At 62.4% G+C, this 12,266-nt stretch carries 15 protein-coding genes; 2 read left to right on the forward strand and 13 right to left on the reverse strand.

Going from position 1 to position 12,266, the window contains the following annotated elements; all coding sequences use genetic code 11:
- Positions 1-7: 7 nt before the first annotated feature.
- From SM130_RS05910 to SM130_RS05945, 8 genes are all read right to left on the reverse strand, one after another.
- Positions 8-409 carry an META domain-containing protein gene (locus tag SM130_RS05910; protein ID WP_102823209.1) on the reverse strand — a complete coding sequence of 134 codons (402 nt, stop codon included), beginning with the start codon at positions 407-409 and terminating at the stop codon, positions 8-10.
- Entirely contained in the window at positions 406-846 is a 441-nt protein-coding gene (locus tag SM130_RS05915; protein ID WP_102823210.1) for a hypothetical protein, read from the reverse strand. Before SM130_RS05915 ends, SM130_RS05910 begins: the two co-directional genes overlap by 4 nt.
- Positions 847-941: 95 nt before the next feature.
- The gene (locus SM130_RS05920) at positions 942-1,751 is read right to left on the reverse strand and encodes a dienelactone hydrolase family protein (protein WP_102823211.1); all 810 of its coding nucleotides are present in this window, start codon (positions 1,749-1,751) and stop codon (positions 942-944) included.
- A 171-nt stretch (positions 1,752-1,922) separates the two neighbouring features.
- Positions 1,923-2,624, reverse strand: coding sequence for an ABC transporter ATP-binding protein (locus SM130_RS05925; RefSeq protein WP_102823212.1), 702 nt, complete (start codon positions 2,622-2,624; stop codon positions 1,923-1,925).
- 2 nt (positions 2,625-2,626) lie between these two features.
- Positions 2,627-3,394: a high-affinity branched-chain amino acid ABC transporter ATP-binding protein LivG gene (gene livG / locus SM130_RS05930; RefSeq protein ID WP_102823213.1), complete on the reverse strand. Its 768-nt coding sequence runs from the start codon at positions 3,392-3,394 to the stop codon at positions 2,627-2,629.
- Entirely contained in the window at positions 3,391-4,647 is a 1,257-nt protein-coding gene (locus SM130_RS05935) for a high-affinity branched-chain amino acid ABC transporter permease LivM (RefSeq protein ID WP_102823214.1), read from the reverse strand. The genes livG and SM130_RS05935 overlap by 4 nt, the downstream gene beginning before the upstream one ends.
- Positions 4,644-5,567 carry a high-affinity branched-chain amino acid ABC transporter permease LivH gene (livH, locus tag SM130_RS05940; RefSeq protein ID WP_102823215.1) on the reverse strand — a complete coding sequence of 308 codons (924 nt, stop codon included), beginning with the start codon at positions 5,565-5,567 and terminating at the stop codon, positions 4,644-4,646. The genes SM130_RS05935 and livH overlap by 4 nt, the downstream gene beginning before the upstream one ends.
- Before the next feature lie 257 nt (positions 5,568-5,824).
- Positions 5,825-6,943: a branched-chain amino acid ABC transporter substrate-binding protein gene (locus SM130_RS05945; protein ID WP_102823216.1), complete on the reverse strand. Its 1,119-nt coding sequence runs from the start codon at positions 6,941-6,943 to the stop codon at positions 5,825-5,827.
- A gap of 199 nt (positions 6,944-7,142) precedes the next feature.
- On the opposite strand from SM130_RS05945, the gene SM130_RS05950 reads away from it, so the two are divergent.
- Entirely contained in the window at positions 7,143-7,460 is a 318-nt protein-coding gene (locus SM130_RS05950) for a DUF2288 domain-containing protein (RefSeq protein ID WP_102823217.1), read from the forward strand.
- A 30-nt stretch (positions 7,461-7,490) separates the two neighbouring features.
- Here SM130_RS05950 and phnE read toward each other — a convergent pair whose 3' ends face one another.
- Genes phnE through SM130_RS05970 form a run of 4 tightly spaced genes read right to left on the reverse strand, consistent with a single transcriptional unit; the run spans position 7,491 to position 10,807 of the window.
- Positions 7,491-8,258 carry a phosphonate ABC transporter, permease protein PhnE gene (gene phnE / locus SM130_RS05955; RefSeq protein WP_102823218.1) on the reverse strand — a complete coding sequence of 256 codons (768 nt, stop codon included), beginning with the start codon at positions 8,256-8,258 and terminating at the stop codon, positions 7,491-7,493.
- Positions 8,255-9,088, reverse strand: a complete 834-nt coding sequence (locus SM130_RS05960; protein ID WP_102823219.1) for a PhnE/PtxC family ABC transporter permease — start codon at positions 9,086-9,088, stop codon at positions 8,255-8,257. The genes phnE and SM130_RS05960 overlap by 4 nt, the downstream gene beginning before the upstream one ends.
- Positions 9,082-9,936 (reverse strand): phosphonate ABC transporter ATP-binding protein, encoded by an 855-nt coding sequence (locus tag SM130_RS05965; RefSeq protein ID WP_102823220.1) that lies wholly within the window; start codon positions 9,934-9,936, stop codon positions 9,082-9,084. Before SM130_RS05965 ends, SM130_RS05960 begins: the two co-directional genes overlap by 7 nt.
- Positions 9,937-9,955: 19 nt before the next feature.
- Entirely contained in the window at positions 9,956-10,807 is an 852-nt protein-coding gene (locus tag SM130_RS05970; protein WP_102823221.1) for a putative selenate ABC transporter substrate-binding protein, read from the reverse strand.
- 201 nt (positions 10,808-11,008) lie between these two features.
- On the opposite strand from SM130_RS05970, the gene SM130_RS05975 reads away from it, so the two are divergent.
- Positions 11,009-11,227 (forward strand): hypothetical protein, encoded by a 219-nt coding sequence (locus SM130_RS05975; protein WP_146029719.1) that lies wholly within the window; start codon positions 11,009-11,011, stop codon positions 11,225-11,227.
- Between the two features lie 72 nt (positions 11,228-11,299).
- Here SM130_RS05975 and SM130_RS05980 read toward each other — a convergent pair whose 3' ends face one another.
- A complete protein-coding gene (locus SM130_RS05980) occupies positions 11,300-12,112 on the reverse strand; it encodes an undecaprenyl-diphosphate phosphatase (protein ID WP_102823223.1) in 813 nt (270 codons plus the stop codon).
- Between the last annotated feature and the right edge of the window lie 154 nt (positions 12,113-12,266).

Consider the following 12,266-nt stretch of genomic DNA (forward strand, 5'->3'; position numbering starts at 1 on the left):
GAGCGCGTTATTCCTGCTCCGGCCACAGCCGCAGCGAAGTTCCCTCAGCGGGCCAGAGGCGCAGCTGGTCGATGTTGGAGACATCCCAGCGCTCGACGCGATTGAGCAGGTCGAGGAACGCGTGCTCCTGCTCCATGATCTCCTCGGCGCACATCTTGCGCGTACTGCCCAGGTTGCTGAAGCGGATCTGCTGTCCGTTCTGCTCGTAGCTGCCGAACCAGTGATTGCAGCCGGCATTGCCGTAGGCGCGCCCTTCACTGAGCGTGAGCGATACGGCGGTACGGCCGATTACCGGCTCGTCGCCGATCCACTCGGCGATATAGGTGACGTCGCGCTGCAGCTCAAGAGGCTCCGTTGCGCAGCCCACGAGGCCGAGAGTTGCAATCAAAGGAAATATACGCAAAGTCATGCCTGTTTCTCCTTCCGGCAGCTAGGGCAGAGGTGTTGGCCGTCCACGCCTGACCAACCGAGTTCGGCAATACGGGCTTGCGCGGCAGGCTTGCGGGCGGCCTCGCCCAGCTTGGCGTCTACCGCGAATTCGAAGTCCAGCTGCTTGCCGCAGCTATCGCAAGCGACCTGCCAGTTAAGGATTTCCAACTCGCGGAAAACCGGTCCGCTGGCTACGGCCATCCATTGCCCGGGCGGGTTGATCAAGTGGCGGACCTTATCGACCGTAAGACGTTGGGATAGATCGCGGCTGCCCTTGAGCGTGACGATCAGTACGTCGCCGCTGCGAATGGAGCCGCCATTGCCGGTGACCTGATAGCGGCCCGGCGCCAACGCGCGGCATTCGGTAAGGGTATGGGCGGGGTTGAGCAGGGTGTAGCGGAAATCGTGTTCGGCCATGACTCGTGATCGACGATGAATATGCGCGCAATGCTAGCACGCGTCCCAGCGACAGGCGTGCCGCCGGGACGAATCACGGACGAAACCTGCTGCCGTCACTGCGCCCGGATGGCTTCCGGTGCGCCGAAGGTTTCGCTGAAGAAGCGTTGCATGTCACGCCAGGAACGTTCGTCCGCGGCTTTCTGATAGGCGACGTCGAGGCCGCTCTTCTGATGGGCGTCGGCGCCCGGATTGGTGAAGCCGTGCTTGGCACCAGGCAGGCTGACGAACTGGTAGTCGGCGCCGGCTTTGACCATCTCGACATTCAGCGCGGCGATGTCGTCGCTGCTGATCATGCTGTCTTCGCTGCCATGCTCGACCAGCACGCGTGCTTTGACGCTGCCTGGCGCGGCGCGAGTCTCGGTCGCCAGCGCGCCGTGGAAGCTGACCACGCCATCCAGCGGAACGCCCTGGCGGGCCATGTCCAACACCACCTTGCCGCCAAAGCAGTAGCCCACCGCGCCGAGTTTGGCGGTATCGGTCTGGGCCTGTTCCTTGAGCAGGTCGAGGCCGGCATTGAAACGACCCTTGGCGGCGTCGGCGTCCTTCATCGCCGCCTGCATGAAGCCCATGGCGTCCTTGGGATGCTCGGTGTTCTTGCCTTCACCGTACATGTCGATGGCCAGGGCGCTGTAGCCCAGTTCGGCGAGGTCACGGGCGCGCTGCTTGGCGTAATCGTTCAGCCCCCACCACTCATGGACTACAACGATGCCGGGGCGCTTGCCCTCGATGGCGTCGTCATAGGCGTAGTAGCCGATCATCTCGGTGCCGTCGGCAGCGGTGTAGGGAATTTCCTGCGTCTGAATCTCTGCATACGCAGTGACGCTGGCAGCCATGAGCAGGCCGAGCAGGCAGTGGCGCTTCATGAGGTCTCCTTGACGGGTAGTACAGCGTGAATGAGCGGAGGAAAGCATAGCGGGTTCTTCGACTGCGGGTGCAGGGCGGGGGTTCGCCTGACGCTTGCAGACGGCGCTAGAAAAGCGAAGAGCAAAAAAAACCCCGCCATGAGGCGGGGCTTCGTAAACGCCGAATTTGGTTCAACCTCCCAGGTAGGCGTCACGTACCTTCGGATCGGTCAGCAGGTCCTCGCCGCTGCCCTGCATGACGATGTGTCCGTTCTCCAGCACGTAGCCGCGATCGGCCAGCTTGAGCGCCTGGTTGGCGTTCTGCTCGACCAGAAACACCGTCACGCCATCCTCGCGCAGCTGTTCGATGATCTCGAAGATCTGCTGGATAATGATCGGTGCCAGGCCGAGCGACGGTTCATCGAGCAACAGCAGCTTGGGCTTGCTCATCAGGGCGCGGGCGATGGCAAGCATCTGCTGTTCGCCGCCGGACATGGTGCCGCCGCGCTGCTGGAAGCGTTCCTTGAGCCGCGGGAACAGGCCGAGCACCTTGTCCAGCTGCTCCTGGAAGTCCGTTTTGCCAGTGAAGAAACCGCCCATGGAGAGGTTCTCTTCAACCGTCAGGCGAGCGAAGATCCGCCGTCCTTCGGGCACCACGGCGATGGCCTTGCGCATGATGTCGCAGGTCTGCCGGCCGACCAGTTCCTCGCCCTGGAAGCGAATGCTGCCACTGGCCGCCTGCGGTGAGCCGCAAAGGGTCATCAGCAACGTCGACTTGCCGGCACCGTTGGCGCCGATCAGGGTGACGATCTCGCCTTGCTCCACTTGCACGTTGATGTCATGCAGCGCCTGGATCTTGCCGTAAAAGGTCGAGACGTTTTCAAAAGTCAGCATGCTTACGCCTCCCCCAGGTAGGCTTTGATCACGTCTGGATTGTTGCGCACCTGTTCGGGTGAACCATCGGCCAGCGGCGTCCCCTGGTTGATCACGTAGATGTGGTCGGAAATGCTCATGACCAGCTTCATGTCGTGTTCGATCAGCAGCACCGTGACGCCATGTTCGTCGCGCAGCATGGCGATCAGCGCCTTCAGGTCCTCGGTTTCCTTCGGATTGAGGCCGGCCGCCGGCTCGTCGAGCATGAGGATGCGCGGGCGCGTCATCATGCAGCGGGCAATTTCCAGGCGGCGCTGCTGGCCGTAGGCGAGGGTGCCAGCCGGACGGTTGGCAACCTCGGTCAGATTGACCTGCTCAAGCCAGTGCGCAGCGAAATCCATCGCCGCGCGCTCGCTCTTGCGAAAGCCCGGAGTCTTCAGCAAGCCGGCAAGGAAGCCGGTATTCAAGTGACGATGCTGTGCCACCAGCAGGTTCTCCACCGCCGTCATGTCCTTGAACAAGCGGACGTTCTGGAAGGTGCGCACCACGCCCTGGCGAGCGATCTTGTGGCCGGGCAAGCCGTGAATCGGCGTGCCGTCGAGCAGGATCTCCCCGGCGGTCGGTTGATAGAAGCCGGTCAGGCAGTTGAATACCGTGGTCTTGCCGGCGCCGTTGGGGCCGATCATCGAGACCACTTGCTTGTCGTGTACCGTCAGCCCCACCTCGTTGACGGCAAGCAGGCCGCCAAAACGCATCATCAGGCCGCGTACTTCTAGAATCGGGCGGCTCATTGTTTCAGCTCCAGGTGTGGGCGCTGCATCGGCAGCAGACCTTGCGGGCGCCAGATCATCATCAGCACCATCAGGGCGCCGAACATCAACATGCGGTACTCACTGAATTCGCGCATCAGCTCGGGCAGCAGGATCATCACGATCGCCGCGAGAATCACGCCGAGCTGCGAGCCCATGCCACCCAGCACCACGATGGCGAGGATGATCGCCGACTCGATGAAGGTGAAGGACTCCGGCGATACCAGCCCCTGGCGCGCGGCGAAGAAGCTGCCGGCGAAACCGGCGAAGGTCGCGCCGAGGGTGAATGCCGAGAGCTTGATCACGGTGGGGTTCATGCCCAGGGCGCGGCAGGCGATCTCGTCTTCGCGCAAGGCTTCCCAGGCGCGACCGATCGGCATGCGCAGCAGGCGGTTGATCACGAACAGCGTCAGCAGTACCAGCAGCAGGGCGATCAGGTACAGGAAGATCACCTTGTTCACCGAGTTGTAGGCCACGCCGAAATACTCGTGGAACGTCTGCATGCCTTCGGCGGCACGGCGGTCGAAGGACAGGCCGAACAGGGTCGGTTTGTCGATGCCGCTGATGCCGTTCGGGCCGCCGGTGACACTGGTCATGTTGCGCAGCAGGATGCGAATGATCTCGCCAAAGCCGAGGGTCACGATAGCCAGATAGTCACCGCGCAAGCGCAATACCGGAAAGCCCAGCAGGAAGCCAAACAAGGCAGCCATCGCGCCGGCGATGGGCAAGGCGGTCCAGAACCCGACACCGTAGTAGTGCGAGAGCAGCGCGTAGGTGTAGGCGCCGACGGCGTAGAAGCCGACATAACCGAGGTCCAGCAAGCCGGCCAGACCCACGACGATGTTCAGGCCGAGACCGAGCATCACGTAGATCAGGATCAGCGTGGCGATATCTACCGCGCCCCGTGATCCGTAGAACGGCCACACCAGCGCAACCAGCACCAGCGCCAGGATGATCCAGCGTTGGGTCGAGGGCAGCGTGAAGAAATTGCCGGCGCCGGCAGGCACGGTGGGCAAGTTCGGGCTCGCGGCCCAACCAGCGGCCAGGTGCGTGCGAAACAGCTGCCAGACGAACATGGCAACGGCACATGCGGCGATGATCCAGAAGGTACCGATTTCGGCGCCATGCACTTCGACACGGATACCGACGGTGGTGAGCTTCAGGCCGAACACCGGCACCGCCACGGCGATGACCAGCAGGGCGCTGAAGAAGGCTGTACGGAGATTGCCGCTCATACCTTTTCAACCTCCGGACGACCGAGGATGCCGGTTGGGCGGAACAGCAACACCAGGATCAGCAGGCTGAACGCCACGACGTCCTTGTACTGGTCTCCGAAAATGTCCGCACCGAAGGCTTCGGCTACGCCGAGTACCAGACCACCGAGCATGGCGCCCGGAATGCTGCCGATACCGCCGAGCACCGCTGCGGTGAACGCCTTGATGCCGGCCAGGAAGCCGATGTGTGGATTGATGACCCCGTACTGCATGCTGATCAGCACTGCCGCGACGGCAGCCAGCGCAGCACCGATGACGAAAGTCAGGGCGATGATGCTGTTGGTGTTGATGCCTAGCAGGTTGGCCATCTTCAGATCTTCGGCGCAGGCGCGGCAGGCGCGACCCAGACGTGAACGCGAGATGAACATCGTCAGGCCGTACATCGCGGCGAAGGTCACCACGAAGATCAGGATCTGCATGTACGAGATCACTACGCCGTTCATGGCGCTTTCACCGATGACCAGGTTGCCCGGCATCAGGTTGGGGATCGCCTTGTCCTTGGAGTCCTGTGCCAGCAGTACGACGTTCTGCAGGAAGATCGACATGCCGATCGCAGAAATCAGCGGGATCAAGCGGTTACTGCCGCGAAGTGGACGGTAGGCGACCCGTTCGATGCTGTAACCGTAGGCGCTGGTGACGATCATGGCGGCGACGAAACCGCCAATCATCAGTATGGGCAAGGCATCCAGGCCCATCATGGACAGGCCGACAATCGCGATGAAGGTGACATACGAACCGATCATGTACACCTCGCCGTGGGCGAAGTTGATCATGCCGATGATGCCGTAAACCATCGTGTACCCGATGGCGATCAGCGCGTACGTGCTGCCAACGGTAAGCCCGTTGATCAGTTGTTGTAGGTAGTGGTAAAGCTCAGGCATCACTGCTCTCCCGAAGTCCCTGTAATTCCGTTTCGGTCTGCTGCGCTGCCCCACGTCGAACGCACCGCACACTCTGGCGCGGCGCCACTGCGGTACGGTGCCCTGCGGATCACACACGGCATCGGTTCGAGGTGGGCCTGCTGTTCAGGCCGCTCGTTGAATTACAGGTACGGCAGGGCGGCCCGGTGCTTTTGGCAGGGCCGCCTGCTTAAAACAAAGCCCACACGCGAGAGTGGGCTTCATCAGGCTGATGGAAATTACTTGGCTTCGGTCTTGGTGCCGTCCTGGTGCCATTCGTAGACGACGAAATTGAAGTCCTTCAGATCGCCTTTCTCGTCGAACGCGAGCATGCCGGTAGGGGTGTCGAAGGTGTTGCTGCGCAGCGCCTCGGCGACCTTGTCGGTGTCGGTGCTACCCGCTTTCTCGATGCCTTCGGCAATGACCTGCACGGCGGCGTAGGCCGGGAACACGAACGGGCCGGTCGGGTCCTGCTTCTTGGCTTTGAAGCCGTCCACCAGCTCCTTGTTGCGCGGATCCTGATCGAACGACTTCGGCAGTGTCACGAGCATGCCTTCGGAAGCTGGACCGGCGATGGCGGAGATTTCCGAGTTGCCGACGCCTTCCGGACCCATGAAGCGCACGTTCAGGCCTTTTTCCTTGGACTGACGCAGCAGCAGGCCCAGTTCCGGGTGATAGCCGCCGTAGTAGATGAAGTCCACGCCTTCACGCTTGAGCTTGGCGATCAGCGAGGAGAAGTCCTTGTCGCCGGCATTGATGCCTTCGAACAGGCCGACCTTGATGTTCTTGCCTTCCAGGGTCTGCTTGACCGCAGTGGCGATGCCTTCACCGTATTGCTGCTTGTCGTGGATGACCGCGACATTCTTCGGCTTGACGTGGTCGGCAATGAAGTTGCCAGCGGTTGGGCCCTGCAGGCTATCGAGGCCGATGGTGCGGAAGATCAGTTCGTAACCGCGGGAGGTGATGTCCGGGCTGGTCGACGCCGCGGTAATCATCAGGATGCCTTCGTCCTCATAAATGTCGGATGCTGGCTGCGTGGAGCTGGAGCAGAGATGACCGACCACGAACTTGACGTTGTCGTTGACGATCTTGTTGGCCACCGCCACGGCCTGTTTCGGATCGCAGGCGTCGTCATAGCGAACACCTTGCAGTTGAGCGCCGTTCACCCCGCCGGCCTTGTTGATCTGTTCGATGGCCATTTCGGCCCCGATGAACTGCATGTCCCCGTACTGCGCCACCGGTCCGGTTACCGGCCCTGCCAATCCGATGCGGATTGTGTCGGCGGCCAAGGTGTAGCTGGCTGCGCCGGTCAGTGCCATTGCCAGGAAAATTTTCGAAAGACGCTGCTTGGTCTTCATAAGTGCTCCACTTGCATCGTTATTGTTTGAATCCTGCGAGCCAGAGTGCCGTTAAGAGGCGAACATCCCGAAACGCTCCGGCAACTGTACCGGCACAGTGTAGAAGTGTCTCCTCCGTTTGCACAGCCGGCAGATTCAACCGTTTGATGGGAATCGGGGCGCGAGTATCATTGCGCCCTTTTCGTATCTGGTGAGTCCCATGGCCGACGACGCAAGCACTCTTTATGCCAAGCTGCTAGGGGAAACTGCAGCGATTACGTGGCAGGAACTGCAGCCATTCTTTGCCCGTGGCGCGTTGCTGCATGTGGCGGGCGATGCCGATCTGGTCGCGGTGGCGATGGCCGTCGCTGACGATGATCAGGGCAAGGTGGCCGCATGGCTGAGCGGTGGCCAGCTGTCGAAGATGCAGGCCGAGCAGGCGCAGGACTGGCAGCAGCGCGACCCGAATCTGTGGGCTGTGGTCGTCGCCCCTTGGGTACTGGTGCAGGAGCGGGAGCAGCAGCCTGTCGTGCACTGAAGCGGTGCGCTGCGACTCAGGCGCGTTCGATTAGCTGCGTACCCAGCGCTGCCGCGCCCAAGCGCTGAGGCTGTCCACTGCCAATACCATCAAGAGCATGGCAAGGATGACCGTTGAGGCCTGAGCTTCTTGGAACAGGCTCAGACTCATATAGAGCATCTGGCCCAACCCGCCGGCGCCGACGAAGCCGAGCACGCTGGCCATGCGGATATTGTTTTCCCAGCGATACAAGGTATACGCCACCAGCTGCGGCCAGAGCGCTGGCAGGGTGCCGTAGCAGAACGCCGCGATGCGTCCGCTACCGGCCAATCGCAAGGCATCGCCCGGCTGTGGCGGGGTGTTCTCCAGGGCCTCGGCGAACAGGCGGCCAAGCACGCCGGCGGTATGTAGGGCCAGCGCTAGCGTCCCGGCATTTGGGCCGAGCCCGGCGGCCAGCACCATCAGGGCCGCCCACACCAACTCCGGTATTGCCCGCAGCGCATTGAGCAACAGCCGTGACGCCGCCTGCGGTAGCAGACCAAAGCGGCCTGCCGCTGGCAGTGCCAGCAGCAAGCCGAGCAGGGCCGCGAGCAAGGTGCCGATGGCCGACATCGCCAGGGTTTCCAGCGTGCCGTAGAAGATTGCCTGCAGGTGCGGTGAGGACAGGTCCGGCGCCATGAAGCCGGAGGCGTAAGCGGCCATCTGCGCGAGGCCGTCCCCGCTCAGCAAGGCCGTGCTCTCCAGTTCCAGGTAGGCAAATGCGGCCACTACGGCGGCGGCCAGCCCGGCCGGGATCAGCAGGCGCGACAGCAGTCTCACGCGAATCTCCAGCGCAGCAAGCGGCTCAGCAGATCGGCCAGCAGCACCAGCATCAGGAACGTCAGCAGCATGCTGGCGACTTCACCGCCGGCAAACATGCGCATCGACAGATCCATCTGCTGGCCCAGGCCACCGGCGCCGACGAAACCCATCACCACCGATGCGCGGATCGCGCACTCCCAGCGGTAAACGGTGTACGACAGCATTTCGCCCGTGGCCTGCGGCAGCACACCATAGAGAAACGCCTGCATCCGCGAGGCGCCGGCACCTAGCAGGGCCCGGGCCGGCAGCGGGTCGACCGATTCGAAAATTTCTGCGTAGACCTTGCCGAGCATGCCGGCATAGGTGATGGCGATGGCCAGCACACCGGCGGTCGGGCCGAGGCCCACGGCGCGGACGAACAACAGCGCCCAGACGATCTCCGGGATGCTGCGCAATACGATCAGCAATCCGCGCACTGGCCAGCGCAAGGCCTGCGCCCACCAGGCCGGGCGGCCGCCGCGGCTGAGTGCCGAGAGGGACAGCGCGCGGGTGGCAAGCAGGGCGCAGGGCAGGGCGACACTCAGCGCCAGTGTCATGCCAGCGGTGGCAATGGCCAGAGTTTCCAGCGTTGCCTGTCCGAGCAGGCCGAGAAACTCGCCGCTGTGCTCCGGCGGCCAGAACGCCGATAGAAACGTACCCATGATTCCCGCATTACTGCCATCGAACAGCACGCCTAGATCCAGTTCGCTCAGCTTCAGTCCGGGCCACAGCAGCGCCAGGGCCAGCAGTGTCAGCATCAGGCGTGAAGCGGTGGCGGGGTCTTGGCGGGTGAGCGCGCGGTTCAGCATCGCGGGATGTTCAGTTGCGGGGCCGGTGCAGCAGGTGGCGACGGGGCGTGCTGGAGCTGTTCATTGGCATATAGCGCGGCCAGCTCGTCACGGCCGATATCAGTGGCGGGTTTATCGAACAGGATGCGTCCGTCACGTACACCGATGATGCGCGGAAAGTGTTCCAGTGCCAGTTCCACCGCGTGCAGGCTGGCCAGCAGCGTGGCGCTGCGGCGCTGGGCTTCGCGGCTCAGTACCCCCAGGGTGTGACTGGCAAGTACCGGGTCCATGGCCGAGACGGGTTCGTCGGCAAGAATCAGAGCCGGTGCCTGGTAAAGCATGCGGGCGATCCCGACCCGCTGTAGCTGACCGCCCGACAGCTGGTCGCAACGCATGTACAGCTTGTCGGCGAGATCGAGACGTCCGAGCGCATCGGCAGCGCCCTGGCGGTCCAGCGGAAAGATCAGGCTGAGCAGGCTCTTGAGTAGTGACCAGTGGCCAAGGCGGCCAGCCAGCACTGCGGTGATTACACGTTGCCTGGGCGGCAGCGGTGGCGCCTGGTGAATCAGGCCTATCTGCGTGCGCAGTCGTTGCCGGGCGGCGGTCGCAAGCGTCCAGGGACGCTTGCCCAGCAACTCGATCTCGCCCTGGTCAGGCTTGAGCGAAGTGGCAAGAAGGCGCAGCAGCGTGGTCTTGCCTGCTCCGGACGGTCCGATGATCGCGACACGTTCGCCTTGGGCGATCTGCAGATCGATCCCACGCAACGCAGGCTGGCCGCCGGCATGGGTGTGCCCCACGCCAGCCAGCCCTAAAGCCGGCTCACGTTCGGTCGCGCAGTCTGGCGCTGGCGGCGCCTGCAAGGTGCTCACGTACGAATAATGCGCAGTGTTACTTCAGCAGACCGGCTGCCCGCGCGGCTTCTTCGATGCCTGCGTAGTTCTCCGGCTTGGTCTCGATGAAGCGGCTGGCTGCCTGCAAATCGAGGATCGCCTTGTGCTCCGGGTTGGCCGGGTCGAGGGCGAGGAATGCTGCCTTGATTTTCTCGACCAACGCCGGATCGAGGTTGCCGCGTACTGTCCAGTTGTAGTCGTAATAAGGCGGGGTGGTGGAGATCACGTGGACCTTGGCGGTATCGACCTTGCCAGCTGCGACCAGCTTGTCCCACACCGAGGCGTTGAGCACGCCGGCATCGGCCTTGCCAGCTTCGACCCAGGCGGCGGTAGCGTCGTGGGCGCCCGAGTAGGCGATACGCTTGAAGAATTTCTCCGGCTCGATGCCGTCCCTGAGCATGAAGTAACGCGGCATCAGGCTGCCTGAGGTCGACGACACGGAGCCGAAGGCGAAGGTCTTGCCCTTGAGGTCGGCCAGCGACTTGATGTCAGGGTTGGCAGTGATGAACTTGCTGGTGAACTTCTCATCCTGCTCGCGCTGCACCAGCGGAATTGCATCGCCGGTCTTCAGGCGCGTCTGCACGAAGGTGAAGCCGCCTAGCCAGGCGAGGTCGAGGCGGTCGGAAGCCAGGGATTCAACGACGGCGGCATAGTCCGACACCGGGGTGAACTTCACCGGCATGCCCAGCTGCTGTTCCAGGTATTCGCCCAGCGGCTTGAATTTGCGGATCAGCTCGGTCGGTGCTTCGTCGGGGATGGCAGAAACCCTCAGGGCTTCAGCGGCGTGGGTGGTGGCAATAGACAGGGACAGGGCAAAGCCGGCAACGGCTGCCAAGGAGCGCTTCAGCATTGAGGGTTCTCCGGTTCAATAGCGGAAAAAAGCGCGCGGATTATAGAGCGCGGGCGGCGTTTGGCGCCAAGCAAAGCTGCGCAACGCGGTCGGATAACCAACTCGCGAGTCTTTTTTAGAAATATCTCGAAACACGACGAACTTTTTTCAGCCGTTACACCTAAGAGTTCTGTAGTGGCCGTATGTAAGCAATGTGCCACCTTGCAGAGCGAAGGAACGAATGTGAAGTGCGATAAGAAGGGTCAGGTCGCGATGGTTTGGGCAGATGGTCATTCCTTCAGGGAGGTCGCCCCGATTCAGGAAAATGCTATCGAAGGCGCGCAGATAAACAGGGTGCCTCTGGCTGAGAAAATGTTTACCGAGGCGCGTATTGCCGCGGTCTTGCTCGGTCCATTGCTGATCGACCTGCCCCAGGGCTGAAGCGGTCGGGTTGTCCAGGCTGCCGCGGTGGCGCGACGGATCGCGAACCGCGGCTAATCGGAACGGCCGATCTCAGGCGCTGGTGAACAGCATCAGCAATACGGCACCGAGAATCAGTCGATAGATCACGAACGGCAGCATGCCTACCCGCTCCAGCAGTTTGAGGAAGATGTGGATGCACAGGTAGGCGCTCGCCGCCGACAGCACCACACCCAGCCCCATCGCCGTCCAATCCACGGCTACGCCACCTTCCACCAGATCCAGCGTGCTCAACGCGCTGGCAAGCACGATGATCGGGATCGACAGCAGGAAGGAGAAACGCGCCGCTCCGGAGCGTGACAGCCCCAATAGCAACCCGGCGGTCATGGTCACGCCTGAGCGCGAGGTGCCGGGAATCAGCGCCAGCGCCTGAGCGCAGCCGATCAATAGAATGTCTTTCCAGGTAAGGCTGTGCTCATCGCGTGGTTGCGCAGTTCGCCGGCTGACTACGTCCGACCACCACAGCAGCAGACCGAAGCCGATGGTCGCCCAGGCGATCACGAGGGGCGAGCGCATCTGCACTTCGATGAAGTCCTTGAACAGCAGCCCGGCAATGCCGGCTGGAATCGTCCCGAGGATTACTGCCCAGGCCAGCCGGCTGTCACCTACCCGTTCACGCTTCGCCACCGAAGCGAACCAGTCACGGGTCATGCCGAACACTTCCAGGCGGAAGTACCAAACCACCGCGACCAGGGTGCCGAGGTGTACAGCCACGTCGAATGCCAATCCCTGGTCTTCCCAACCCACCAGATGCGGGAAGAGGATCAGATGAGCCGAGCTCGATACCGGTAAGAACTCGGTTAGTCCCTGCACGATGGCCAGGACGATGATCTGAATTAAATCCATTGTTTGTTTCCTGCGATGTCTTCTGATGCACGCCTATCGCCGAGGCGGACGTACGTTGAGCGGATAGAACTGCACGAGGCGGCCCCCGAGGCCTCCTTCAGAGGCGCTCAAAAGCGGATCGTTCCGATTGATCGGGCAATTTGCTGCGTCGGGG

Origin of the sequence: Stutzerimonas stutzeri (assembly GCF_038561965.1) — a bacterium.
Lineage (GTDB): Bacteria > Pseudomonadota > Gammaproteobacteria > Pseudomonadales > Pseudomonadaceae > Stutzerimonas > Stutzerimonas stutzeri_AA.

Excerpts from the sequence above, each read along its gene's own strand:
- SM130_RS05910 (WP_102823209.1), bottom strand. The coding sequence starts at position 409 with ATGACTTTGCGTATATTTCCTTTGATTGCAACTCTCGGCCTCGTGGGC.
- SM130_RS05915 (WP_102823210.1), bottom strand. The coding sequence starts at position 846 with ATGGCCGAACACGATTTCCGCTACACCCTGCTCAACCCCGCCCATACC.
- SM130_RS05920 (WP_102823211.1), bottom strand. The coding sequence starts at position 1,751 with ATGAAGCGCCACTGCCTGCTCGGCCTGCTCATGGCTGCCAGCGTCACT.
- SM130_RS05925 (WP_102823212.1), bottom strand. The coding sequence starts at position 2,624 with ATGCTGACTTTTGAAAACGTCTCGACCTTTTACGGCAAGATCCAGGCG.
- livG (WP_102823213.1), bottom strand. The coding sequence starts at position 3,394 with ATGAGCCGCCCGATTCTAGAAGTACGCGGCCTGATGATGCGTTTTGGC.
- SM130_RS05935 (WP_102823214.1), bottom strand. The coding sequence starts at position 4,647 with ATGAGCGGCAATCTCCGTACAGCCTTCTTCAGCGCCCTGCTGGTCATC.
- livH (WP_102823215.1), bottom strand. The coding sequence starts at position 5,567 with ATGCCTGAGCTTTACCACTACCTACAACAACTGATCAACGGGCTTACC.
- SM130_RS05945 (WP_102823216.1), bottom strand. The coding sequence starts at position 6,943 with ATGAAGACCAAGCAGCGTCTTTCGAAAATTTTCCTGGCAATGGCACTG.
- SM130_RS05950 (WP_102823217.1), top strand. The coding sequence starts at position 7,143 with ATGGCCGACGACGCAAGCACTCTTTATGCCAAGCTGCTAGGGGAAACT.
- SM130_RS05960 (WP_102823219.1), bottom strand. The coding sequence starts at position 9,088 with ATGCTGAACCGCGCGCTCACCCGCCAAGACCCCGCCACCGCTTCACGC.
- SM130_RS05970 (WP_102823221.1), bottom strand. The coding sequence starts at position 10,807 with ATGCTGAAGCGCTCCTTGGCAGCCGTTGCCGGCTTTGCCCTGTCCCTG.
- SM130_RS05980 (WP_102823223.1), bottom strand. The coding sequence starts at position 12,112 with ATGGATTTAATTCAGATCATCGTCCTGGCCATCGTGCAGGGACTAACC.